The 23,195-nt window shown below is 44.7% G+C and carries 26 protein-coding genes; 16 read left to right on the top strand and 10 right to left on the bottom strand.

The features are described 5' to 3' along the window. Nucleotides 1-20 precede the first annotated feature (20 nt). Nucleotides 21-812 (top strand): inositol monophosphatase family protein, encoded by a 792-nt coding sequence (locus BLQ32_RS10190; protein ID WP_074510234.1) that lies wholly within the window; start codon nucleotides 21-23, stop codon nucleotides 810-812. Between the two features lie 37 nt (nucleotides 813-849). Here the strand turns inward: BLQ32_RS10190 and BLQ32_RS10185 are convergent, their stop codons facing one another. Then, complete coding sequence (locus BLQ32_RS10185; protein WP_036807051.1) at nucleotides 850-1,035, bottom strand: YlaF family protein; 186 nt, start codon at nucleotides 1,033-1,035, stop codon at nucleotides 850-852. A gap of 109 nt (nucleotides 1,036-1,144) precedes the next feature. Between BLQ32_RS10185 and typA the strand changes: the two genes are divergently transcribed. Both typA and BLQ32_RS10175 read left to right on the top strand, forming a co-directional pair. Further along, nucleotides 1,145-2,992 (top strand): translational GTPase TypA, encoded by a 1,848-nt coding sequence (typA, locus tag BLQ32_RS10180; protein WP_036807048.1) that lies wholly within the window; start codon nucleotides 1,145-1,147, stop codon nucleotides 2,990-2,992. A 57-nt stretch (nucleotides 2,993-3,049) separates the two neighbouring features. Next, on the top strand, nucleotides 3,050-3,349 hold the full coding sequence (locus tag BLQ32_RS10175) for a YlaH-like family protein (protein WP_036807104.1): 300 nt from the start codon (nucleotides 3,050-3,052) through the stop codon (nucleotides 3,347-3,349). Here BLQ32_RS10175 and BLQ32_RS10170 read toward each other — a convergent pair. Genes BLQ32_RS10170 through BLQ32_RS10160 form a run of 3 tightly spaced genes read right to left on the bottom strand, consistent with a single transcriptional unit; the run spans nucleotide 3,343 to nucleotide 4,514 of the window. After that, nucleotides 3,343-3,792, bottom strand: a complete 450-nt coding sequence (locus BLQ32_RS10170; RefSeq protein WP_036807045.1) for a hypothetical protein — start codon at nucleotides 3,790-3,792, stop codon at nucleotides 3,343-3,345. The genes BLQ32_RS10175 and BLQ32_RS10170 overlap by 7 nt on opposite strands. After that, nucleotides 3,792-3,995 carry a YlaI family protein gene (locus BLQ32_RS10165; RefSeq protein ID WP_036807042.1) on the bottom strand — a complete coding sequence of 68 codons (204 nt, stop codon included), beginning with the start codon at nucleotides 3,993-3,995 and terminating at the stop codon, nucleotides 3,792-3,794. Before BLQ32_RS10165 ends, BLQ32_RS10170 begins: the two co-directional genes overlap by 1 nt. A gap of 12 nt (nucleotides 3,996-4,007) precedes the next feature. Next, nucleotides 4,008-4,514, bottom strand: coding sequence for a molybdopterin-binding protein (locus tag BLQ32_RS10160; protein ID WP_074510233.1), 507 nt, complete (start codon nucleotides 4,512-4,514; stop codon nucleotides 4,008-4,010). Between the two features lie 165 nt (nucleotides 4,515-4,679). On the opposite strand from BLQ32_RS10160, the gene BLQ32_RS10155 reads away from it, so the two are divergent. The 3 genes from BLQ32_RS10155 (at nucleotide 4,680) to pyc (ending at nucleotide 9,646) form a co-directional block, all read left to right on the top strand. Beyond that, nucleotides 4,680-4,961 carry an Fpa/YlaN family protein gene (locus BLQ32_RS10155; protein ID WP_036807037.1) on the top strand — a complete coding sequence of 94 codons (282 nt, stop codon included), beginning with the start codon at nucleotides 4,680-4,682 and terminating at the stop codon, nucleotides 4,959-4,961. Nucleotides 4,962-5,023: 62 nt separating this feature from the next. Then, the gene (locus BLQ32_RS10150) at nucleotides 5,024-6,190 is read left to right on the top strand and encodes an FtsW/RodA/SpoVE family cell cycle protein (RefSeq protein WP_074510232.1); all 1,167 of its coding nucleotides are present in this window, start codon (nucleotides 5,024-5,026) and stop codon (nucleotides 6,188-6,190) included. 15 nt (nucleotides 6,191-6,205) lie between these two features. Further along, nucleotides 6,206-9,646: a pyruvate carboxylase gene (pyc, locus tag BLQ32_RS10145; RefSeq protein ID WP_074510231.1), complete on the top strand. Its 3,441-nt coding sequence runs from the start codon at nucleotides 6,206-6,208 to the stop codon at nucleotides 9,644-9,646. Between the two features lie 33 nt (nucleotides 9,647-9,679). On the opposite strand, the gene BLQ32_RS10140 is transcribed toward pyc, so the two are convergent. After that, entirely contained in the window at nucleotides 9,680-10,543 is an 864-nt protein-coding gene (locus BLQ32_RS10140) for a COX15/CtaA family protein (RefSeq protein WP_235525077.1), read from the bottom strand. Between the two features lie 399 nt (nucleotides 10,544-10,942). On the opposite strand from BLQ32_RS10140, the gene cyoE reads away from it, so the two are divergent. The 7 genes from cyoE to BLQ32_RS10105 all read left to right on the top strand — a co-directional run bounded on the left by cyoE (nucleotide 10,943) and on the right by BLQ32_RS10105 (nucleotide 17,498). Then, nucleotides 10,943-11,860, top strand: coding sequence for a heme o synthase (cyoE, locus tag BLQ32_RS10135; protein WP_074510230.1), 918 nt, complete (start codon nucleotides 10,943-10,945; stop codon nucleotides 11,858-11,860). Between the two features lie 53 nt (nucleotides 11,861-11,913). After that, nucleotides 11,914-13,011 carry a cytochrome c oxidase subunit II gene (coxB, locus tag BLQ32_RS10130; RefSeq protein WP_074510229.1) on the top strand — a complete coding sequence of 366 codons (1,098 nt, stop codon included), beginning with the start codon at nucleotides 11,914-11,916 and terminating at the stop codon, nucleotides 13,009-13,011. Nucleotides 13,012-13,046: 35 nt separating this feature from the next. Then, nucleotides 13,047-14,933 (top strand): cytochrome c oxidase subunit I, encoded by a 1,887-nt coding sequence (gene ctaD / locus BLQ32_RS10125; RefSeq protein WP_074510228.1) that lies wholly within the window; start codon nucleotides 13,047-13,049, stop codon nucleotides 14,931-14,933. Further along, on the top strand, nucleotides 14,920-15,546 hold the full coding sequence (locus BLQ32_RS10120; RefSeq protein ID WP_074510227.1) for a cytochrome (ubi)quinol oxidase subunit III: 627 nt from the start codon (nucleotides 14,920-14,922) through the stop codon (nucleotides 15,544-15,546). Before ctaD ends, BLQ32_RS10120 begins: the two co-directional genes overlap by 14 nt. 1 nt (nucleotide 15,547) lies before the next feature. Next, complete coding sequence (gene ctaF, locus BLQ32_RS10115; protein ID WP_036806983.1) at nucleotides 15,548-15,880, top strand: cytochrome c oxidase subunit IVB; 333 nt, start codon at nucleotides 15,548-15,550, stop codon at nucleotides 15,878-15,880. Nucleotides 15,881-16,088: 208 nt separating this feature from the next. Beyond that, the gene (ctaG, locus tag BLQ32_RS10110) at nucleotides 16,089-17,012 is read left to right on the top strand and encodes a cytochrome c oxidase assembly factor CtaG (RefSeq protein WP_074510226.1); all 924 of its coding nucleotides are present in this window, start codon (nucleotides 16,089-16,091) and stop codon (nucleotides 17,010-17,012) included. 24 nt (nucleotides 17,013-17,036) lie between these two features. Beyond that, nucleotides 17,037-17,498, top strand: coding sequence for a DUF420 domain-containing protein (locus tag BLQ32_RS10105; protein ID WP_074510225.1), 462 nt, complete (start codon nucleotides 17,037-17,039; stop codon nucleotides 17,496-17,498). Between the two features lie 74 nt (nucleotides 17,499-17,572). On the opposite strand, the gene ytvI is transcribed toward BLQ32_RS10105, so the two are convergent. Both ytvI and BLQ32_RS10095 read right to left on the bottom strand, forming a co-directional pair. Then, nucleotides 17,573-18,631 (bottom strand): sporulation integral membrane protein YtvI, encoded by a 1,059-nt coding sequence (gene ytvI / locus BLQ32_RS10100; protein ID WP_074510224.1) that lies wholly within the window; start codon nucleotides 18,629-18,631, stop codon nucleotides 17,573-17,575. A 100-nt stretch (nucleotides 18,632-18,731) separates the two neighbouring features. Next, nucleotides 18,732-19,097: a YugN family protein gene (locus tag BLQ32_RS10095; protein WP_074510223.1), complete on the bottom strand. Its 366-nt coding sequence runs from the start codon at nucleotides 19,095-19,097 to the stop codon at nucleotides 18,732-18,734. A gap of 142 nt (nucleotides 19,098-19,239) precedes the next feature. On the opposite strand from BLQ32_RS10095, the gene BLQ32_RS10090 reads away from it, so the two are divergent. After that, the gene (locus BLQ32_RS10090; RefSeq protein ID WP_074510222.1) at nucleotides 19,240-20,304 is read left to right on the top strand and encodes a CAP domain-containing protein; all 1,065 of its coding nucleotides are present in this window, start codon (nucleotides 19,240-19,242) and stop codon (nucleotides 20,302-20,304) included. A gap of 3 nt (nucleotides 20,305-20,307) precedes the next feature. Here BLQ32_RS10090 and BLQ32_RS10085 read toward each other — a convergent pair whose 3' ends face one another. Beyond that, a complete protein-coding gene (locus tag BLQ32_RS10085) occupies nucleotides 20,308-20,793 on the bottom strand; it encodes a PaaI family thioesterase (RefSeq protein ID WP_074510221.1) in 486 nt (161 codons plus the stop codon). Between the two features lie 74 nt (nucleotides 20,794-20,867). Between BLQ32_RS10085 and BLQ32_RS10080 the strand changes: the two genes are divergently transcribed. Further along, the gene (locus BLQ32_RS10080; protein ID WP_036806961.1) at nucleotides 20,868-21,314 is read left to right on the top strand and encodes a YlbF/YmcA family competence regulator; all 447 of its coding nucleotides are present in this window, start codon (nucleotides 20,868-20,870) and stop codon (nucleotides 21,312-21,314) included. Nucleotides 21,315-21,398: 84 nt separating this feature from the next. Here the strand turns inward: BLQ32_RS10080 and BLQ32_RS10075 are convergent, their stop codons facing one another. Next, nucleotides 21,399-22,316 (bottom strand): glycerophosphodiester phosphodiesterase family protein, encoded by a 918-nt coding sequence (locus BLQ32_RS10075; protein ID WP_036806958.1) that lies wholly within the window; start codon nucleotides 22,314-22,316, stop codon nucleotides 21,399-21,401. Nucleotides 22,317-22,527: 211 nt separating this feature from the next. Here BLQ32_RS10075 and BLQ32_RS10070 point away from each other — a divergent pair, with 211 nt between their 5' ends. Further along, on the top strand, nucleotides 22,528-22,800 hold the full coding sequence (locus BLQ32_RS10070) for a YlbG family protein (protein ID WP_036806955.1): 273 nt from the start codon (nucleotides 22,528-22,530) through the stop codon (nucleotides 22,798-22,800). Here the strand turns inward: BLQ32_RS10070 and BLQ32_RS10065 are convergent, their stop codons facing one another. Continuing rightward, a complete protein-coding gene (locus tag BLQ32_RS10065) occupies nucleotides 22,801-23,181 on the bottom strand; it encodes a DUF7147 family protein (protein ID WP_036806953.1) in 381 nt (126 codons plus the stop codon). Nucleotides 23,182-23,195 lie beyond the last annotated feature (14 nt).

Here is a 23,195-nt window from a genome sequence, read left to right as displayed (position 1 = left end):
GAAACAAGGAGGCGGGGCATATGGAATTGCATGCAATGGATTTATACATCAAATCATTGATCAAAGAAGCGGGGCACCGAATCCGGAATTCGTTTATCAGCGATATTACGATTGAAACGAAGTCCGATGCCAATGATTTGGTGACGAATATTGATAAAGAAATTGAACAATTTTTTATTGAACGGATACGCCGGGATTATCCCGGGCACCGCATTTTTGGGGAAGAAGGGTTTGGAGACGATATCCAGCACCTGGAAGGCGTTGTTTGGATGCTTGATCCGATTGACGGTACGATGAATTTTGTTCATCAGAAGCGCAATTTCGCGGTTTCCCTAGGCGTTTACGAAAACGGAACAGGCCAGCTCGGATACATATATGATGTTGTCAATGATGATTTGTATTATGCAGTGCGCGGGGAAGGCGCTTATTACAACGATGAAAAATTGAAGCCGCTGATTGACACTTCCATTGCGGAATCGATTGTCGCCATCAATGCCAGCTGGCTGGCGCCAAACCGGTATTTGGACCATGAAGCAGCGATCCGTCTTGTCCAAACTGTACGCGGAACGCGGTCCTATGGGTCGGCTGCGCTTGAACTGGCGTTCCTGGCGAGCGGCCGCATAGATGCCTATGTATCGATGAGGCTGTCTCCCTGGGATATTGCGGGAGGCGCCGTTATTGCAGGAGAAGTAGGGGCGGTCATGACCAATTTCAAAGGAGAAGCCGCGAACCTGCTCAAACAAGACACGTTCATCGCAGCCAATCCTTCGATACACAATATTATGTTATCGGACTATATTCGGTTAAAATAAAAGAGGATGCGATTCGTCGCACCCTCTTTTTGCATGATTAAAGTAAACCGGCTTCCCGCATTTCTTTTTTCTTTTTAAAGCCCATGCCCATGATGCCGCAAAGAAGCAATACCGCCAAAAGGATCAAAGGGATGCTGCGCAAGCCGACTGCTACGCCGATTCCTGCCATTGCCAAAAGTGCCGCCAATGAATAAAATACGAAAATCCATTTTATGTCTTTCAAACTTTTTCCTCCTGCACTGTTTGCTTGAAATAAAATCGTAGGGTTTTCTCCCCATATGTGCTATACTAACACAGTTATGGACATGAAAAAAGAATATTGGAGTGAAAGTATGACTAACTTACGAAATGATTTAAGAAACATTGCTATTATTGCCCACGTTGACCACGGTAAAACAACTTTGGTGGACCAACTGCTACAGCAGTCAGGGATTTTCCGTTCAAATGAACACGTTGAAGAACGTGCAATGGACTCAAACGATATCGAAAGAGAACGCGGAATTACCATTCTTGCGAAAAACACTGCAATTCAATACAAAGACGCTAAGATCAACATCTTGGATACTCCTGGACACGCCGACTTTGGCGGAGAAGTGGAACGTATCATGAAAATGGTTGATGGTGTTTTGCTTGTAGTAGATGCTTACGAAGGCTGTATGCCGCAAACCCGTTTTGTTTTGAAAAAGGCATTGGAGCAAAATCTGAAGCCAATCGTTGTTGTAAATAAAATTGACCGCGATTTCGCTCGTCCGGAAGAAGTGGTTGACGAAGTAATCGAATTGTTCATCGAACTTGAAGCTAACGACGAGCAGCTTGAATTTCCGGTTGTTTTTGCCTCAGGTATGAACGGTACTGCAAGCCTTTCATCTGATCCTGCAGATCAAGAAGAAAACATGCAGGTTATTTATGATGCCATTATGGAACACGTGCCAGCGCCAATCGATAACAGAGATGAGCCACTTCAATTCCAGGTTGCACTTCTTGATTACAGCGACTACGTAGGCCGTATCGGAATCGGACGCGTATTCCGCGGAACGATCGAAGTGGGGCAATCGGTTGCCCTTATGAAATTAGACGGATCTGTCAAAAACTTCCGTGTTACGAAAATCCACGGTTTCATGGGTCTGAAACGTGTTGAAATCCAAAAAGCCGAAGCGGGCGATTTGATTGCCATCTCGGGTATGGAAGACATCAACGTAGGTGAGACGGTTTGTCCGGCTGACCATCAGGAAGCATTGCCGATTCTTCGCATTGACGAACCGACTTTGCAAATGACTTTCCTAGTCAATAACAGCCCATTTGCCGGCAAAGAAGGTAAATGGATCACTTCACGCAAAATTCAGGAACGTTTGGATGCACAATTACAAACGGACGTGTCATTGCGTGTAGAAAATACAGATTCACCTGATGCTTGGATCGTTTCCGGCCGCGGGGAATTGCATTTGTCGATCTTGATCGAGAACATGCGCCGTGAAGGTTTCGAACTTCAAGTATCTAAACCGGAAGTAATCGTCCGCATGGTTGACGGCGTTCGCTGTGAGCCGGTTGAACGTGTACAAGTTGACGTGCCTGAAGAATATACTGGAGCCATCATCGAATCATTGGGTGAGCGCAAAGGTGAAATGCTGGATATGATCAATAACGGAAGTGGACAAGTGCGTTTGGTATTCAACGTTCCTGCACGCGGCTTGATCGGTTACACAACTGAATTCTTGACGCAGACTCGCGGATACGGAATCATCAACCATACATTCGATAGCTACCAGCCAGTCGCTTCAGGGCGCGTCGGCGGACGCCGCCAAGGTGTATTGGTTTCCATGGAGCGCGGAAAAGTTTCAACTTATGGCTTGATGGGCATCGAAGACCGCGGAACTGCTTTTGTTGAAGTAGGCGCTGAGATTTATGAAGGCATGATTGTCGGCGAACATAACCGCGACAGCGATTTGACAGTGAACATTGTTAAAATCAAAGCTGCGACAAACATCCGTTCAGCAAACAAAGACCAGACGACTACATTGAAAAAAGCTCGTTTGATGAGTCTTGAAGAAGCACTTGAATATTTGGCAGATGATGAGTATTGTGAAATCACTCCGCAAAACATTCGTTTGCGCAAGAAAATTCTTGATAAAAACGAACGTGAGCGCATGGCTAAGAAAAAGAAAGTTGCCATCGAAGAATAATGAACTAGGAAGGGTGTAATATCTGTGGGAGACGAGCAAGCTTTTGTCTATGACAGTATGTATCCCGTAGCCCGTGTTTTATATGAGAATTTGCCGAATTACACCATTGCAGGCTATGCACTTTTTGCAGTCATCTTCCTGCTGTCGGCGTTCGTATATAAATTGGGGTTCGCAAAAAAATTATCGATCGGGAAAAATGCGGTCATTACGCTTTTCCTTCTGGCTGGTGGGCTGGGGCTGACATTTTTAGCCTTCTTCCTGCCGGTTGTAGAAGGACTGGTCATTGCCGCACTGATCTTGATTCTATACAAAATACGCTTATGGCGTGAAAAACGCGAAAACGCTGCTTCTCATTGAGAAGCAGCGTTTTTTCGTTCAAAGGTTTTATAGAGAATCGGCAATGCCAATGCATAGGTCAGATGTGCAAACATCCAGTACAGGATGGCTCCGCCGTCATTTAATGCCGGCACATCCGGACGCACTGCAAGAGCGGCAAGCGGGAAGTAAAGGAGGAAAAACGGGATGCACATGGCCAGGCTGAACAAAACCAGCTGGCCGAATGTGTAAGGTCTCCGTTTCGCCAGGTAGACATATACAATGCTAATTAGCAAAGATATGACCAAGTGGAAAGCGAATTCAACAGGTTCAGACCAATTGATTCCTCCGATCAAGGGAATAAAGTCGACGTTCAGCAACAACGTATAAACTTGTTCCCCTGTAACGGCTTGAATCCATTTCAGTAAAATTCCCAAAAGCAAACCGCTCCAAAATCCGATCCACAGGCCTTTTAGCAGCTTCATCAGAAGTCGTCCTCAATTCTGCGGGAACTTCTGAAGAAATGGAAAGAGCCGGTAGCAAGCCGTTCTTTTGTTCTTTCTGTAATGCGATCATGGCAAGCTTTGCACATATGTGTGTGGATCGGCCGGTTCCGCAATCGTTTGGCTTCGAGTGTATCGTCAACCAGTTCTTCGATGGTGTCGCATATAACACATTGTACGCGCATGGCGGTTCACTCCTATTCGACTCGGATCGCTAAAATATGTGTAATGGGATTTTCTTGGTTGGATCCATCAGGAAGCAGGACATGGACAGGGCCGTCTTCTTTCAACGGCTTGCCGTTGTCACTGAATTTGAAAATCAGTTCGTTTGCTGCTTCTATTGGAAATGCGTATTCGCCGTTGGCCGACTCAAAAACCACTGTTTTTGCATCAGCCGAAGGCTCTGCATTTTTTAAAAAAGGAGCGAATTTGATGCCGTAAGTGCCAGTAATCATTTCGTTTTTTTCCTGGCGGCTGTATCTTTTTTCGGTTTTCAGCGTCTGTGGCACCGTAGCGCCTTCCATGATTTCGCGGGACCAGTGTTCGCCCATGCCGCGTTTGTATTCTTCCATCTCGTCAATTTCAACACGCTCTTCATCAAAATAAGTATCCAAGTCAATCCGGCGGTCATCAAAAATCCAGACAGTAGGATCTAGTGCGATTTTAAACTTCACTTCACCTTTAAAAGGTACGATAAATTCCATTGTAAACCCTCCATCATTTAATCCATCTTTTATAAGTATACCTTTTCCGCGCAAATTGCTAAAGGGATTAATACTAAAGGCGATAGACGCTTGCAATTTTGGCGTTTTGCAGATACACTTTAAACAGGTTAATAGAGATAAATATCATTAAATGGGGGAGTCCTCATGGAACATACAGAAGAACAAACTTACCAAGTTAAGGCTTTGGAACTCCTCAAAGCGGATGCCGAAAAAATTGAGCAATTGATTAAAGTCCAAATGGATAATTTAACATTGCCTTCTTGCCCCTTATATGAAGAAGTGCTCGATACACAAATGTTCGGACTTTCACGTGAAATCGATTTTGCTGTAAAGCTTGGGTTAATCGAACGTGAAATTGGCAAAAATTTAATGGATACGCTAGAGAAGAAACTTTCGATTCTGCACGACGCGTATACAAATAAATGACTTAAAACTCAAACGAAACTTGTTTGAGTTTTTTTACTAATCTGATAAATCGAGGTATGGAAATGAAAACTTATTTTAAAAAGTACACCAGATATTTGGACTATCCGCTTTTATTTGTTTACATCGCATTAACGCTTTTCGGGCTCATTATGATTTACAGCGCCAGCATGGCCTGGTCCGTAAACTATTACGATGATGCACCAAACCGCTTTTACATACAACAATTGATGAACTTGGCCTTTGCATTCCCCGCCTTTGCAGTTGCCTCTATTTTCCCATACAAACACTTCGGCAAGAAATGGATGATGAAGCTTGTGTTGGCTGTCATCTTTATCGGACTCATACTTGTCCATTTAATCGGATATGAAGCAGGGGGCGCCAGAAGCTGGATTGATCTGGGCTTTGCAAATATCCAGCCTTCTGAAGTCGCCAAAGTCGGCATTATTTTCTATTTGGCTGGTGTTTTCTCCAATAAATACAAAAAAGGCAATATCAATAATTTAAACGAATCGATTGCTCCGCCAGTCATCATTCTGACGCTGGTTTTGCTTTCTGTATTCCTGGAGCCCGATTTGGGGTCCATGATGATTATCGGGGCAGTCGGCTTGTCGGTAATGGCAGCGAGCGGCATCAGCATCAAATTTTTTGCGAAGATGGCTGGCTGGGTTGCAGTTGGATGTGCAGTGTTTATTATTCCAATTATGCTTTTTGCATCAGACATCATTTTCACGGAAAAACGCTTGGGGCGCCTGGATGCCTTTTTCAATCCGTTTTCAGACGAACTGGGCTTTGGGCTTCAAATCGTCAATGGGTATCTCGCAATAGGCTCGGGCGGGCTTAGCGGACTCGGGCTGGGGCAATCCATCCAAAAACTTGGGTATCTTCCGGAACCGCATACGGATTTCATCATGTCGGTAATTGCTGAAGAACTTGGCGTACTCGGAGTGATTTTCGTTCTGGGCGGCCTTGCCTTTATCGTCTTGCGCGGCCTTTCAATTGCGATGACGACCAAAGATCCGCTTGCCCGCACGCTTGCTGCGGGAATTGCGAGCATGATCGGAATCCAGACTTTCGTTAACTTAGGAGGGTTAACCGGCCTTATTCCCTTAACCGGCGTAACACTTCCTTTTATAAGCTATGGCGGAACGTCCGTAATTTTGTTATCGTTAGCTATGGGAGTATTGATGAATGTTTCCATGGTCCACAAATTCGAAAAATCGAAAAAGTAAAGGGTGTGCTGCGGTGTGAAAACGATTAGCAAAATTCTAGTAGCAAACCGCGGAGAAATCGCAATTCGGGTTTTCCGCGCTTGTACGGAACTGAAAATTCCAACAGTTGCAATTTATTCACAGGAAGACAGTGGTTCCTATCACCGCTATAAAGCGGATGAGTCTTATTTAGTCGGCAAAGGCAAAAAGCCGATTGATGCGTATTTGGATATTGAAGACATTATTCGGATCGCCAAAGATTCAGGGGTAGATGCCATTCATCCAGGTTACGGTTTTTTATCCGAAAATGTTCATTTTGCGCGTCGTTGTGAAGAAGAAGGCATTGTCTTCATCGGTCCGACTTCTCAGCATTTGGATATGTTCGGCGACAAAGTGAAAGCACGCGATCAGGCAATAGCAGCCAATATTCCGGTAATTCCAGGAACAGACGGCCCTGTTGCATCTCTTCAAGAAGTGGAAGAATTCAGCAAGACAGCTGGTTTTCCGTTAATGATCAAGGCATCTCTAGGGGGCGGCGGCCGCGGAATGCGCATCGTCCGAACGGAAGAGGAGCTGGCTTCAGCCTATGAACGCGCCAAATCCGAAGCGAAAGCCGCTTTCGGATCTGACGAAATGTATGTCGAAAAATTTGTGGATAAGCCAAAACATATCGAAGTTCAAATTTTAGGGGACGTCGAAGGGAACATCATTCATTTATATGAACGCGATTGTTCCATACAACGGCGCCATCAAAAAGTGGTGGAAATTGCACCTTCCAATTCAATCAGCAACGAACTGAGAAATCAGATTTGTGATGCTGCAGTAAAATTAATGAAAAATATCGATTACATAAATGCGGGAACGGTTGAATTCTTAGTTGCAAACGACGAGTTTTACTTTATTGAAGTTAACCCCCGCATTCAAGTCGAACATACAATAACAGAAATGGTTACAGGGATCGATATTGTGCATGCGCAGATCAAGATTGCCCAAGGGCATTCCGTGCACAGCGAAGAAATCGGAATTCCGGCTCAGCAGGATATTCCGTTGAACGGGTTTGCGATCCAGTCGCGTGTAACGACGGAAGATCCGTTGAATGACTTCATGCCGGACACCGGTAAACTCATGGTTTATCGCTCAGGCGGCGGTTTCGGTGTCCGTTTGGATGCAGGAAACGGATTCCAGGGCGCAGTCATTACGCCATTTTATGACTCTTTATTGGTAAAAGTTTCGACATGGGGCAACTCATTCAAAGAAGCAGCTGCGAAAATGGACCGCAACTTGCAGGAATTCCGGATCCGCGGCATTAAAACCAATATTCCATTCCTGGAAAATGTCGTTCGCCACAAGAATTTCATCAATGGTGAATTTGACACAAGCTTTATCGATTCAACGCCGGAACTGTTTCTTTTCCCGGTCCGCAAAGACCGCGGAACAAAACTGTTAACGTATATCGGAAATATCACAGTCAACGGTTTCCCGGGCATTGAAAAGAAAAAGAAACCGATTCATGCAGCGCCGAGAATACCGGAAATGGATTTATCCGTACCGGCACCGCGCGGAACAAAGCAGATACTGGACGAACAAGGTCCTGAAGGCCTGACAAAATGGATTCACGAACAAAAGGAAGTTTTGCTGACGGATACGACTTTCCGTGATGCCCACCAGTCATTGCTTGCGACTCGCCTGCGTTCGCATGATATGTTTGCGATAGCGAACGAAACAGCGCGCTTGCAGCATGATTTGTTCTCGATGGAAATGTGGGGAGGCGCAACGTTCGACGTTTCCTACCGGTTCCTGAAAGAAGATCCATGGCAGCGCTTGATCAAATTGCGTGAGCAGGTTCCGAATGTATTGTTCCAGATGCTGTTCCGCGGCGCCAATGCTGTCGGCTACAAGAACTATCCGGACAATGTCATCCGTGATTTTGTCCGCAAATCAGCAGAAGCCGGAATTGATGTATTCCGTATTTTCGATAGCTTGAACTGGATCAAAGGCATGGAAGTGGCTATTGATGAAGTTCGCCAAAGCGGAAAAGTGGCAGAAGCCGCAATATGCTATGCCGGTGATATTCTGGACCCAAGCCGCGATAAATATACGGTTGATTATTACAAGAAAATGGCTAAAGAACTAGAAGCGTCCGGTGCACATATTCTGGCGATCAAAGATATGGCAGGGCTTTTGAAGCCGGAAGCTGCGTATCGCCTGGTGTCGGAACTGAAAGATACCGTTTCCTTGCCGATTCATCTTCATACACATGATACGAGCGGCAACGGCATTTACTTGTACGCAAAAGCGATTGAAGCAGGTGTAGACATCGTTGATACGGCTCTTGGCAATATGGCAGGGCTTACTTCACAGCCGAGTGCAAACTCCCTTTACTACGCTATGAAAGGCAGCGGGCGTGAAGTACGGACCGAAATCGAGTCGATTGAAAAATTGTCGCATTACTGGGAAGACGTCCGCAAATATTACAGCGATTTTGAAAGCGGCATGAACAGCCCGCATTCAGAGATCTATGTGCACGAAATGCCGGGCGGCCAGTACAGCAACCTGCAGCAGCAAGCGAAAGCGGTAGGGCTCGGAATGCGCTGGGAAGAAGTCAAAGCGATGTATTCACGCGTCAACATGCTGTTTGGAGATGTGGTCAAAGTGACGCCTTCTTCTAAAATTGTCGGAGACATGGCGTTGTTCATGGTCCAAAATGATTTAGATGAAGAAACCGTCATTACCCGCGGCGAAACGATCGACTTCCCGGAATCCGTCATTGAATTCTTTGAAGGCTATATCGGCCAGCCGCACGGCGGATTCCCGGAAGAGCTTCAGCGAGTCGTCTTAAAAGGCCGCGAAGCCATCACAGTCCGTCCGGGAGAATTGCTTGAACCAGCGGACTTTGATGAAATCAAAAAGACCTTGTTTGAACGGTTGGAGCGGCCGGTAACGAGCCAGGAAGTTTTGGCGTACGCTCTTTATCCGAAAGTTTTTGAAGAGTATACCGTGACAAACCAGCAGTTTGGCAATGTTTCTGTGTTGGATACTTTGACGTTCCTTTACGGAATGCGCTTAGGCGAGGAAATCGAAGTGGAGATCGAAAAAGGGAAGACCTTGATGATCAAGATGGTGTCTATCGGAGAACCGCAAAAAGATGGCCACCGGACCATCTATTTCGAACTGAACGGCCAGCCGCGTGAAGTGAATATCCAGGATATGACGGTGGAAGCCGATGCTTCGGCAAGACCGAAAGCTGACATGAAAAACGAATCCCATATTGCAGCAACTATGCCGGGAACCGTTTTGAAAGTGGTGGCGGAAGTAGGCGCCAAAGTGAAGCGCGGCGACCATTTGATCGTAACCGAAGCGATGAAGATGGAGACGACGGTACAAGCACCATTTGACGGCGTCGTCAAAGAAATCCATGTTGGAGCGAGTGAAGGCATTTCAAGCGGCGATTTGCTGATTGAAATGGAAAGAGTTTAAAAAAACAGCCAGCGCAAAATGCGCTGGCTGTTTTTATTTGGCTTTGGCTCTGCTTCTGGATACGAGCAGAATCATATAGCATAGCAATCCGAACAAGAGTGAAATCAGCAGCGAGTGTAGAAGGGCTACTGCCAAATTCAATTTGGTCAAAACTACGAGCATTCCGGTAGTGGCTTGAAGCACAACAATGATGAAGGCGATGATCCAGCCCCAGTAAATGACGCGCTGTTCTTTGTAATTCTTAAACGCGTGCCAAGCGATGTAGGCCAGCCACAATACGATCATGCCGGCAGCAAAGCGATGCCCCATTTGAACCCATTCGTACATATTGTTTGGCAAAGCGAACTGGTCGTTACGGCATAGCGGCCAGTCTGAACAAATCAAACTGGAATCTGTATGGCGCACAAGAGCTCCTGTGTATACAACAATGTAGGAATAAAGCGTAACTCCAATGGTGTGGATTCTCAATTTCCGTCCAATAACCAGTCGGTCAGCATCAAATTTCCGGTCCACTTCAAAAATCAGCAAAGTCAGAAGCAGCACCGAAGCAAACGAAATCAGCGAGATTCCGAAATGCAGCGCGAGAATGAAATCACCCTGCCCCCACAATACTTGTGCAGCTCCGATTAAGGCTTGCAAGACCAAAAAAAATACGGCCATGACGGCTAAGAATTTCGTTTCACGGATATGGCCATATTTTCTCCATGCCCATACCGCTAATACGACGATCAAGATGCCGACTGCGCCAGTCACGAGGCGATGCGAAAATTCAATCAGGACTTCAGCGGTGATTTTTTCTGGAATCAATTCACCGTTGCAGCTTGGCCATGACCGGCCGCAGCCCATTCCGCTTTCGGTTTTGGTGACAAGTGCACCGCCAAGCAGGATCAATAGCATGCCGATGGTTGCAGCTACCGCAAACCATTTTATATATTTACCTTGTTGCAAGAATGTCACCTACTTTTTCATGTTGAAACTTATTTATACGTCCGTTCCCTGCATACTCGATAATATCGAAAGTCGCTGCAAAACACAACGGAAAATGGGGAATAGCCGAAACTTTCAAGATTTAGACATATTACGAAAGGCTTCACAAACTGTTCAAAAACAAATTTTTTTCTATCTTAAAATAACTAGTGCACTAAGGTATGATGAATAGAGCATATTTCTGAGGCAAATTACATGAAAATCATTGCTTTTATCGGGAAATTTCAGTTTGAAGTAGAAAAACAACTGGAATTTAGATATAGTTATGGTTAGCGGAATATGCTTACAACTTTGAAAGGAGGGGGTTATATGTCAAACAGCCGGTCTTTGTCTGCGGAAACTCATGAAGCAGCCGAAACCACCACTTTTCTCCAGGATTTTCTCGCGTTGATCAAAATCGGGATTGTGAATTCCAATTTAATTACCGTTTTTACGGGACTGTGGCTTGCGTTTCAGTTTTCCGACAGGCATTTCCTGCAGGAGATGGACATCCTCGTCTATGCATTGGTCGGGTCTGCATTCATCATAGCGGGTTCTGCTGCGATGAATAATTACATTGACATGGACATCGATCCATTGATGGCGAGTAAGAAAGCGCGTCCAACTGTAACAGGAAGATTTAAGCCGTCTGCTGTCTTAGCGCTCGCTTCGTTTTTCATCGTTATAGGCGAAATATTTTTGTTCTCTGCTTCTGTCTCTGCTGGTTTGTTCGGGCTTGCAGGAATTTTGGCTTACGTAGTCCTCTATTCCATGTGGTCCAAAAGAAAACACGTCAGCAACACAATTGTAGGGAGCATTTCGGGAGCCATTCCGCCGCTAATCGGTTGGGCTGCAGTTGAACCGACGCTCGGCTGGGGCGCATGGGCATTATTCTTAATTATGTTCGTTTGGCAGCCGCCACATTTTTATGCATTGGCTATGAAGCGCACTGAAGAATACCGTGCAGCCGGCATTCCGATGCTGCCTGTGGTCAAAGGCTTCCACCGCACTAAGAAATCTATGCTTGCATGGGTTTTGCTGCTGTTCCCTCTGCCATTCCTGTTAATGGATCTCGGAATAAGCTTCATCATCTTAGCGACATTGCTGAATATCGGCTGGCTGGTACTTGCCATCCGGGGCTTCAATGTAAAAGATGATTTGAAATGGGCAAAGACAATGTTCATCTATTCGTTGAATTATATGACCATCCTATTTGTGTCGATGATCATTTTCGCCGTCTTTGTCTAGTTTCCAACATTGCAGAACCAAATTTTTTAAATGAGAGAGGGGTATGAAAAGCTATGATTAAAGGGCTCAAAAAATGGCGCCTTTTTGCATTGATGACTGCACTGGTCGTCTTTCTTGCAGGTTGCGGTAGAGAAGAAATTTCTACATTAATACCCGCTGGCGAAGTAGCTCAAGATCAATTTAACTTATTGATTTTGTCTTCAATAGTAATGGCGTTCGTCATTCTTGTCGTAACGATTATCTACGTTTTGGCAATTGTTAAATTCCGCCGTTCGAAAGTTGGGGAAGATCTAATCCCTGAACAAGTTGAAGGAAGCGCAAAACTTGAATTTTTATGGACTTCCATTCCAATCGTATTGCTTTTAATCCTTGCAGTTCCAACCGTGTATTCTACATTTGATTTAGCGGATGTTTCTACAATGGATGTACAGGCTGAAGATGGGGAAGGCATGACTCATTTGACAGTCAACGTAACAGCTAAGTTGTACTGGTGGGAATTCGAATATCCTGAGCAAGGAATCGTTACTGCCCAGGAATTAGTTGTTCCTACAGGCGAGAGAGTTTATTTCAACTTGATCTCTGCTGATGTTAAGCACTCATTCTGGATTCCATCCATTGGCGGTAAATTGGATGCTAACCCTGAAAACGTCAACACTTTTTACTTAACCTTTGATCAAAAATCTTCAGAACTTGAAGATGGCGTCTTCTACGGAAAATGTGCCGAGCTTTGCGGTCCATCCCACGCTTTGATGGACTTTAAAGTAAAAACACTTGAACGCGAAGAATTTGATACATGGGTAGCAGCAATGCAAGAAGAAGCGACTCCTGCTGAAGGCGCGCTTGCGCAAGAAGGAGAACAGCTTTTCGGTGCTGATGGCGCTGGCTGTATCGCTTGCCACGCAGTTTCAGGATCAGGAAAAGGCGGGGTTATGCAGGGACCGAACGTAGCAACATTCGGCGACCGCAACCGCGTAGCTGGCTTCATGGAACATAACGAAGAAAATCTTAAAAAATGGATTTCAGATCCACAACAATACAAACCGGGCAACTTGATGCCTGATCCTAAATCTTTGAACGATGGGAAAGATTTCACAGAGCAAGAGCTTGATGCACTTGCAGCATACTTGATGTCTTTGTCCGTTGAAGAGTAAAAGAAACGGAGTTTAAAAAAAGGGAGGTTTACATTGTGAGTTCTATTGCTCAAAAACAGGGCTTCGGTGCAATGATATGGGACTACTTGACAACAGTAGACCATAAAAAAATCGCACATCTTTATCTCACATCAGGAGGATTGTTCTTCCTAATCGGCGGTATTGAAGCGATGTTGATCCGGATCCAACTAATGAAAGCCGGAAATGATTTCCTGAGCGCCGGTACTTATAACGAAGTACTGACAATGCACGGGACTACCATGATTTTCCTGGCTGCCATGCCAATTTTGCTAGCATTTATGAACGCCGTCATGCCATTGCAAATCGGCGCACGTGACGTAGCATTTCCGTTCTTGAATTCGCTTGGATTCTGGTTGTTCTTCTTCGGTGGTATCTTCCTGAACCTTTCTTGGTTTATGGGCGGTGCACCTGATGCAGGGTGGACGAACTATGCGTCGCTTGCACTTGCTTCAGAAGGGCACGGAATTGATTTTTACACACTTGGATTAACGATTTCCGGTTTCGGTACTTTGATTTCAGGGATTAACTTCCTGGTTACAATCATCAACATGCGTGCTCCTGGTATGACTTATATGAGAATGCCATTGTTTACATGGACGACTTTTGTAGCTTCAGCATTGATTTTGCTGGCTTTCCCTCCATTGACAATCGGTCTGTTCTTTATGGTATTCGACCGCATGTTCGGGGCAAACTTCTTTGATGTAGCAAACGGCGGGAACACAATTATCTGGGAGCATTTATTCTGGATCTTTGGTCACCCTGAAGTTTATATCTTGATTTTGCCGGCTTTCGGTATTTTCTCAGAAATCTTTGCGATTTTCTCACGCAAGCGTCTATTTGGTTACACAGCGCTTGTATTTGCAACAATTCTGATCGGTTTCTACGGATTCATGGTGTGGGCTCACCACATGTTCACAGTTGGTCTTGGGGCAACAGCTAACGCTGTATTCGCATTGGCAACCATGATCATTGCCGTTCCGACAGGAGTAAAAATCTTCAACTGGCTTTTGACCATTTGGGGAGGCAGCATCAAATTCACTACACCAATGATTTATGCGATTGCCTTTATCCCGTCGTTCGTTGCAGGTGGGGTAACAGGGGTTATGCAAGCGATTGCTCCTCTGGATTACCAATTGCATGATTCTTACTTTATCGTTGCGCATTTCCATTACGTTATCGTTGGTGGGGTTGTACTTGCGATTTTTGCAGCTACACACCTTTACTGGCCGAAAATGTTCGGTACAATGCTTAGCGAAAAATTAGGGAAAATCACTTTCTGGTTCTTCTTTATCGGTTTCCACTTAACATTCTTTATCCAGCATTTCTTAGGCCTAATGGGGATGCCGCGACGCGTTTACACGTTCGGCGCTGACCAGGGCTGGGATTTGTTCAACGCTATCAGTTCTGTCGGCGCGTTGTTCATGGCTATTGGTGTTATCGTATTATTGATCAACGTAGTAATTACAACTGTTAAAAATGAGCGTGTGGGCAATGACCCATGGGAAGATGGCCGTACGCTTGAGTGGGCAATCCCGTCACCGCCGCCGTTCTATAACTTTGCACAAACACCATTAGTTCGTGGTCTGGATACTTACTGGATTGAAAAAATGGAAGGCAATAAAGAAGGTATGCTCTATGCTGAACCATTGGAAGAAATTCACATGCCAAACGGCTCAATTATTCCTGTAATTATGTCATTTGGTTTGTTCGTTGCTTCATTTGGTGCCCTTTACTTCCTGGACGGAGACAAATCTTGGCCACTTCCAGTGCTTATCCTAGGATTATTAATCACTTTCGGATCAATGTTGTTGCGTTCATTGAAAGATGATCTTGGGTTCCATATCTCGAAAGAGGAATTGATCGAAGACGCTAAAGGGGGTAAGATGGATGGATCTAAATAAGAGATATACCCCACAAACATGGCCTGATCATCCTGAAACGGCTACAATGGAAGGGAAGAATAAGTTTGTCGGGTTTTGGCTTTTGCTTGCTGCTGAAACCGTAACCTTTGCTTCACTTTTCGCTACGTACTTGGCTTTGAAAGACAAAGGGCCAAGCGGCATGGAATTTGCAGCTGCAGATCTATTTGAACTTCCTTTGGTTTTTGCGATGACGATGATTCTTCTAACATCATCTCTTACAAGTGTTTATGCTATGTATCACATGAAGAACCACAATTTTAAAGCGATGCAGGCTTGGCTTATGGTAACGGTGTTACTTGGAGCGACATTCCTGGGCTTGGAGATTTACGAGTTCAATCATTACGTACACCTTGGTTTCGGCTATACGCATAGCGCTTTCAGTGCTGCTTTCTATACGCTGGTTGGAACTCACGGAGCTCACGTATTGTTCGGTCTTAGCTGGTTCATCGCATTGATGCTCCGCAACGCTAAACGCGGCTTGAACACTTATAATGCACCTAAATTCTACCTTGTAGCGTTATACTGGCATTTTATCGACGTAGTATGGGTCTTCATCTTTACTGTCGTCTATTTGATGGGAGTGATCGGTTAATATGGCACATGACACACATACGCATGTTAGATCACAAGCAGAATACGAATACGTACGCCGCCAACGGGCAAAAGAGATGCGCAACCAACTGACTTCTTTTGCAATGATGATTTTCTTGACATTGATTGCATTTACGACAGTTGCAGCAGATTTCTCTCCTTACTTGATTACGCCAATCATTTTATTGTTGGCTGCTGTTCAAGTGGTGCTTCAGTTGTATCACTTTATGCACATGAGCAATAAAGGCCATGGCATGGTCGCGTTCTTTATGTTCAGCGGTATGTTTGTTGCCTTTATCACGATTCTTGCATTAGTAACAATTGTTTGGTGGTAAGTACACCAAAAACCCCGCTTGCCTTCTTGGGCAAGCGGGGTTTTTTCTTGCTTAATAGCAAAGAAATTCCTAATCGGCTGATCAAGTCCCAGCCTAGCAGCTCTGCTTCATGCCAACTGCTTTCGCCAATTGTCATAGTTCGTTCATTGATATACCTACCCCCACACTATATAATGGGGGTACTTAAGAAAAAAGGAGGTATGCTGGCATGCCGATTAGTATATTTGGGTTTCAGGCTTTATGGAGTCCATACTTCTTGGGAGTCCTCGTATTAATTACGATTTTATATTTTTTGGTTACCGTTAAATGGAGAAACAAATTCAAAGACAGCGAGCCACTAAAACAAAAAGAAGCACTTCTGTTTGTTTCAGGTATGCTTTTACTGTATATAATCAAAGGAGGGCCAGTTGATTTGCTGGGCCATATCATTTTCACCATGCATATGTTCCAAATGGCATTTTTGGTTCTTCTGGCTCCGCCTCTTATTATTATGGGGATCCCGTCCTGGCTATGGCGCTCCATCATCAATCGTCCGGTGATTAAACCTGTTTTTGATTTATTCACGAAACCTATGCTAGCAATCATCATTTTCGGAATGGTGTTCTCTTTTTACCACATTCCCTTGATTTTTGATTTTGTGAAAATGAATTCATTGTTGCATGCAGCAGTCAGCATCCTTCTGTTCGGTTCGGCTTTGCTGTATTGGTGGCCAGTCGTCAACAACCTGGAAGGAGCATATAAGTTCCATGGATTGAAAAAGCTTGCCTATTTATTCGGGTTAAGCGTATTGATCACGCCTGCCTGCGCATTGATCATTTTCAGCGATACAGCATTCTATGCCACTTATACAGATGGCCAGGCATGGCAGCAAGCCATGGCATTATGTGTGCCCGCGGGTACACTTGCCCAACTCGGCTTGACCGGTCCGGAACTGTTTACGAATATGTCGGCGCTTGAGGATCAGCGGACTGGCGGCATTACCATGAAAGTGGTGCAGGAATTGATCTTTACGGTATTCCTGTGGCTCGTTTTCTATGAATGGCTGAGAAATGAAAATAAAAATGCTGATGAAATTACAGCGAAAACGATTGAAGATAGAAAGAATATGGCCTTACACAGACATAATGCTTGAAGAAGCCAAAGGAGAAACTACTAAATGAATTTGCCGCTATTACCCACCATCAGTACTTTTTTTATCGTATTAAGTGCCGTTTTAGTAGCGATTGGCTGGTATTTGATCCGCCGACGCAACATTGAAGCGCATAAGAAAGTAATGCTGGCAGCAGGTGCTGCCGCATTGACGTTTTTCATCATCTACATGTCCCGTACAATTTTTATCGGAAACACTGCATTCGGTGGACCTGATGAATACAAACTAATCTATACCATCTTCCTGATTTTCCATATCTGTCTGGCTACTACCGGCGGCATTATGGGGCTGATCACGATTTGGCTTGGCTTAAAGAATCGTCTCGAAAAACACCGGAAGTTTGGCCCAATCACGAGCATCATCTGGTTTTTCACAGCGATTACGGGCGTAGTCGTCTACCTTTTGCTTTACGTAATCTACGAAGGCGGACACACCACTTCTGTTTTCAAGGCAATTTTAGGTGGATAAAAAAAGAACCTTTACAGGTTCTTTTTTTATGGCTGTATTTTAGTGGCTGGCGATTGTTTGAGGAGCTCTGCAGGTTAAACCTTGAAATCCACTCGAATCATGCCCGCTTCTCTTGCTGAGGTGAAGAGGATGACGAACAAGGGGCCGACAAAAAAGCCGAGCGGCCCGATCAATTGAAGCCCGATGTACATTGCCACCAGTGTGGCAAGAGGGGATAGGCCAATCTGTGATCCCATAACTTTAGGTTCTACAGTTCTTCTGATAATTAATAATACCAAGGCCAGGACGGCCAATTGTGTGCCTTGGACAATGTCGCCAATAATGAATTGATAGATAAACCAAGGAGTTAAAACGATGATAGAGCCAAGTATTGGGATGAAATCGATTAGCCAGATAAATAATGACATGGCGATAGCATATTCCGGTGCGATAAATAATAGAGCGAGCAAAGACACAAGGAATATAATGACGCTTACTAAAAATTGGGCTTTTAAGAAACCGAAAATGACATTATTCAAGCGGGCAGCCATAAAACGGACTTTTTCCGCTGTTTGCTCTCTTAAGCGATTGAATAGCATTTCTTTCAAATTTAATAATTCGAGCATAAATAAAAACAAAGCGATCAGAAAAACAATAAAGCTGACTAAAAATGAAGGGATTCCCGCCAGAAGGCCGGTGATGGTATCGTAATTGACAATCGATAGAATCCAGTCGCGAGTGCTAGAAAGAAAGCCTGCCAATTCAGTTTCAATCGATGAGCTTACTTCTATCGGCATGTCCTCAGTCGAACGCAGGAAAACTGCCTGTACTTCGTTCCACATGTCAGTCAGTGAATTGATGTAATCCGGAACGTTTTGAGAAAACTCGATCATTTTTCCGAACAACCGGGTAACTGTCCAGTAAAGGATAGCAGAGACGATTACAAGAAAAGCGATGAATACAGTGATGACTGCTGTTTTTCGTTGCCATTTCGATTTTCGTTGGACGAATTTTACAAAAGGTTCAAGGAAAATTGCGACTAGCAATGCAATAATCAAGGGGATTGAAATAGGCAGTATGTATATAGCGAGTAAAACGGCGATTGCGAGGACCAAGACAATCGTTAACACTTTTTTATTTAACCACTTAAACATGTTCAACCTCCTTTTTCTAGATAACTTATTATATCAATAAGAGAAGAGGGGAAACACCGGAAAAATAAAAACCGCAGTTCACTAAGGAACTGCGGTTTTCTTATGCTTTGATTTCAAAAGCTGCAATTTCTGTTTTGATTGCTTTTAGCACTTCGGCACAAGATTTAACTAAATGCTCTGGGAAATGCTCGTCTTCGCCGTATTCTACACCGTGTGGGTAGTAGTGTTTGCCGACAACAGGTTTCATCAGTTTAACGACTGCATCTCCAGCATCAATGTCGCCAGTGATTGCATAGCCGAAAACGCGTAGATAGTAAGTGCCTTCGCGGACAATAAACTTGCGGTCGTATGTAACGCGCTCATAGTCCCATTGGCCTTCTTTAGTTAAGCCATGGCGGCTCATAATGTCATCAAGTAAAGTAAAGTCCACTTGAATGTTTTCTAGTCCTGTATTTTCAAAATACATAGGATCTCCTCCTCGATATCAAACTGACTAAATGCTTCTTTAATAATAGATGAAAAAACGGCTTGTTGCAATGGCTAGATTGTGTCAGAATGCGGACGACTGTTATAATTGTGGATATATACTTTATTGAGGAGCTGTTCGATTGAAAGACTTGCTGCGCATTATGATTTTTCTATCGGTGATTCTCATTGTCTTTTTCTATTTCGATTCTCCTGCTGAGGAAAACGAAATGCTGGAAGCTCCGCAAACGCAAGACCCATTGCCGGCACAGGATTTGGTGGAAAATCCGATGGACGTGGAACGGCCGATGGAAGGGCTGTCGACTTATATAGGTAAACCCTCCAAAGACTGGATCGCGGATTTTGGAAAACCTTCCCGAATCGAGCCTTCTGCTTTCGGATACGAATGGTGGGTTTATGACGCCTCGTACTCCAATTATTTGATGGCCGGCATTAAGGAAGGCGAAGTTGTTCAAGTTTATACAGCGGGAATTGCAACCGATCCGTCGCCTTATAAAATCGGCCAGACTTTGAATGACTTATACCGCTTTACAATTGTCGAAAACGAAATCACAGTCAAATACGGTACCAACATCTACATTTTTAACCTCAGTTCGGACGATTTGAAAAAACGCCTGCTTGCCAGTTTCGGTGATGTATATGCCCAACTCTATATCGACGGGGAAGACCAGAAACTCGAAGCTGTCCGGTTTATGGATGCCGAAACATTGGTGCGCCATCAGCCTTACGACATGATGTTCTCAGGAGACTTGCTGCCGTCCCTTACGCCGTCTTCGGGCCTTCAGCAATCCATCGATGAAGCCAATTCCAAACAGATTATTGATTTGACCAACGTGTATCGGCTGCGGCACCAAAAAAATCCATTGGCAACAAATCCGGCCGTCAGCATGCTGGCAAAAGAACATAGCCAGAACACAGCAAAACAAAATTTTTCAGAAGAAGAAACTGAACTGAAAAGTTTGGAAGAACGGCTGACGACTGCCAATATCGGTTTTGAAGAAGCTGCCGAGAATACCGCGACCAAATACTCCGACGCTGCAGAAGCTGTCCATGGCTGGATCAATTCGCCGAACCATCGGGATACCTTATTGTCCAGCCGATTCAATCAAATCGGGGTAGGGGTATTCGGCAAGTACTATACCCAGGATTTTTTAAAGCAAAAACCTGCTGCGGCTGAAAAACAGTAAGGCCTAATGCCTTTTTGGAACAATGAAAAAGGAGCCGGTGGCAGTGGCGATGTGTTTGCCGTCCTGCTGCACGATATTGCCCTCTACAACCATCGTATGGGCACCTTGGCGAATCATCCGGGCATCTGCCCGGATTTCATCTTCAACAGCCACAGCGAGGTAATGGATGGTGATATTGGTGGTGACGGCAGCGTAGCCATCGGGGCATTTGCTGCTGGCCAGTGTACCCATTGCTGTATCCAATAAAACAGCCAGGATGCCGCCGTGTGGAATGTCGATATTATTGTGGATAAAAGGCGTGTTCGGAATGTGGACGGCACTCGAATGCTCATCAGTTTCCCGCTGCATGTTCAAGCTGGCGCTTAAATATGTATTGAATTCGCCTTGCTGCTTTTTCTCGAAATTTTCGAGGAAGTCGCCCAAAATTTTCAAATCTTCCAATGTGCTGTTATCCACAATGCGCTGAAATTGCTTCGATAAATTTTTCATAAAACCAGTCCCTTCAATATGTATGAAAATGGGTAAAATTCTGCTATGATGAAACGTGTAGAGGAGGAATGCATATGTTTATGACCTACGAATGGGTTCAAATAACTGACTCTGCAGAAGAGTTAAGCGAGATGATTTTGCAATCCGAACAGGCCGAGCTTTACCGAAAAGCTTATGATACTGTTTATAACGATAAAGGTTTGGCTGATGAAATCCATGCGTTTGCCAGACTAAAAGAACAATATGAAGAAGTTCAGAGGTTCGGCAAATACCATCCCGATTACAGTCGGGTAATGAAACAGATCCGCGTTGACAAGCGCCGGCTGGATTTGAACGAACAAATCGCAGCCTTGCGCTTGGCGGAAAATGAACTGCAGGACTTGATGGACCAAGTAAGCTTCATTCTTGGAAGATCTGTCTCGGAAGCGGTGAAAATCCCTTCCAGCAACCCGTTCTTCTCTTCCGATTCTTCCTGCGGCGGAAGCTGCGGTACAGGCGGCGGCTGCTCATGCTCCGCTTAAAGAGAAAAGCGGAAATGGCCGTTTAGCTTTAATGCCAGATAGAATATATTAAAAAATGTGCAACGAAATCGTTGCACATTTTTTTTATTGCGTTTGATCTTCCATTTCGCTAATGAGGGCGACAGCGAGATCCGGCCGTCCTGTGATAATTCCTTGTGCACCTGCAGCAAGCAATCCCTTCATTACTTCTGGATCGTCGATTGTCCAGTAATGGACGGGAATGTTCAAGTTGGCTAAAAATGCGATGAACCGCGGCAGGTCAAGCCGGAACATCGAAGAACGGACAGGGATTTGAAAGACATCCGCGCGCGGGTTATACAAATGGCCGAATTGGCTATTAAATGCCGTATACGCTTTTTTCACTTCGTTTTCCCCGGCGCCGATCGCCACCCGGTTTTGGGCATAAAGATTAAAACGGTCAATTTGTTCATCATAAAAACTGGTGACCACTACACGGTCATGAACGCCCAGAGAGTCGATCAATCTCCATAGTTTTGAAGGAATCAAGCTGCCTTCGTAAGTTTCCGGAGAATCCTTCATATCAATATTGATGAACATTTGCGGAAATGCTTCCAGCAAATCACGCAGAAGCACGATTTTTTCGCCTTTGCCCCGATAAGTCGTCTTGCCTGACGGGTCAACGAAATGATAGCCTAAATCAAATTCCGAAAGCTCTTTAAGCGTCATATCCGCTACACGCCCAGCTCCGTCAGTTGTCCGGTCCAGATATTCGTCATGGAATACCAGGATTTCTTCGTCTTTGCTCAATCGGATATCGATTTCAAATCCATGGACTCCCAGTTCTGCTGATTTTCTGAATGCCGCCATTGTGTTTTCCGGAGCAATGGCACCGCCCCCGCGATGAGCCAGGACAATGGGGTGGCCGTAGTCCAGCACATCTTTCCCGGGTCTCGTTTGTGGAGTTGCTAATGCTTTAGAACCTGCCCAAGCAGCTGCTCCGACTGCAACGGCAGCAAGTCCGATTTTTGTTTTTTTGCCCATAAGAATGGATTACCCCCTCGAAAATGTAACTAAAGTCATTATAACGAATTCCAGGATTTATTGTTAGTTTTATCCTGCACTTGCAAGCGGATTGAGCTATGGAAACGCTGTTGCTTTGCAGGCCGGAAAGAGCTTGCGAATGTTTCGGCTTCACTGGTTGCGGCTTTTTTCTTTCCTATGGTATTCTAACAGTAAGAAAAGAGGGATAGTTATGCGTGATCGCCAGGGCCTGATTGTTTATGTCCATCATTTAAAACAAGCCAAATCGCTTAGAAAATACGGACATGTCCATTTTATCTCGCGAAGGCTCAAATATGCCGTTCTTTATATGGACCAGGAAGTCATTGAAAGCACAAAAAACAAATTGTCAAAACTGCCATACGTGAAACAGGTTCTAGAATCGCAGCGGCCGTTCCTGAAAACGGAATACGAAAATGCAAAACCGGATAAAGCCAAAGAGTACGATTATAAGATCGGCTTGTAATTATTGCATCGGTGGAATGTAATGGTTTAATCGGAGAATGGCAATCAAGTGGTTAAAAAAGAATTTCTTTTCCGCATAGGCAGAAGAATGCTTCACATCCATCTTGATTGGCTCATGCCCAAGCCCTTTTACCGTTTCTTCAAACAAGCCGAGGCGCTTTGAGTTCTCCGGAATTCCTTCCCGGCATATGTATATCGGCATGAAGCCGCCTTCTGTGGCCGGCTCAAATGCCGCTGCAACCGACAGTACCGGCTGTCCTCCTTTGGTTGTTGAAACAAAAATAAACCCGTGTTTGAAACGGTGAGAATTTACAGTGATCAATTCACGGAGTTCATAAAGATCTCCATACCCTTCGCCTAATTCGATAAATCGTTGAATCATATAGGTCACGTCCT

This window comes from Planococcus glaciei, from assembly GCF_900099655.1.
GTDB lineage: Bacteria > Bacillota > Bacilli > Bacillales_A > Planococcaceae > Planococcus > Planococcus glaciei.
Note: the sequence above shows the minus strand (reverse complement) of the source record. Positions and strands in the feature narration are given on the sequence as shown.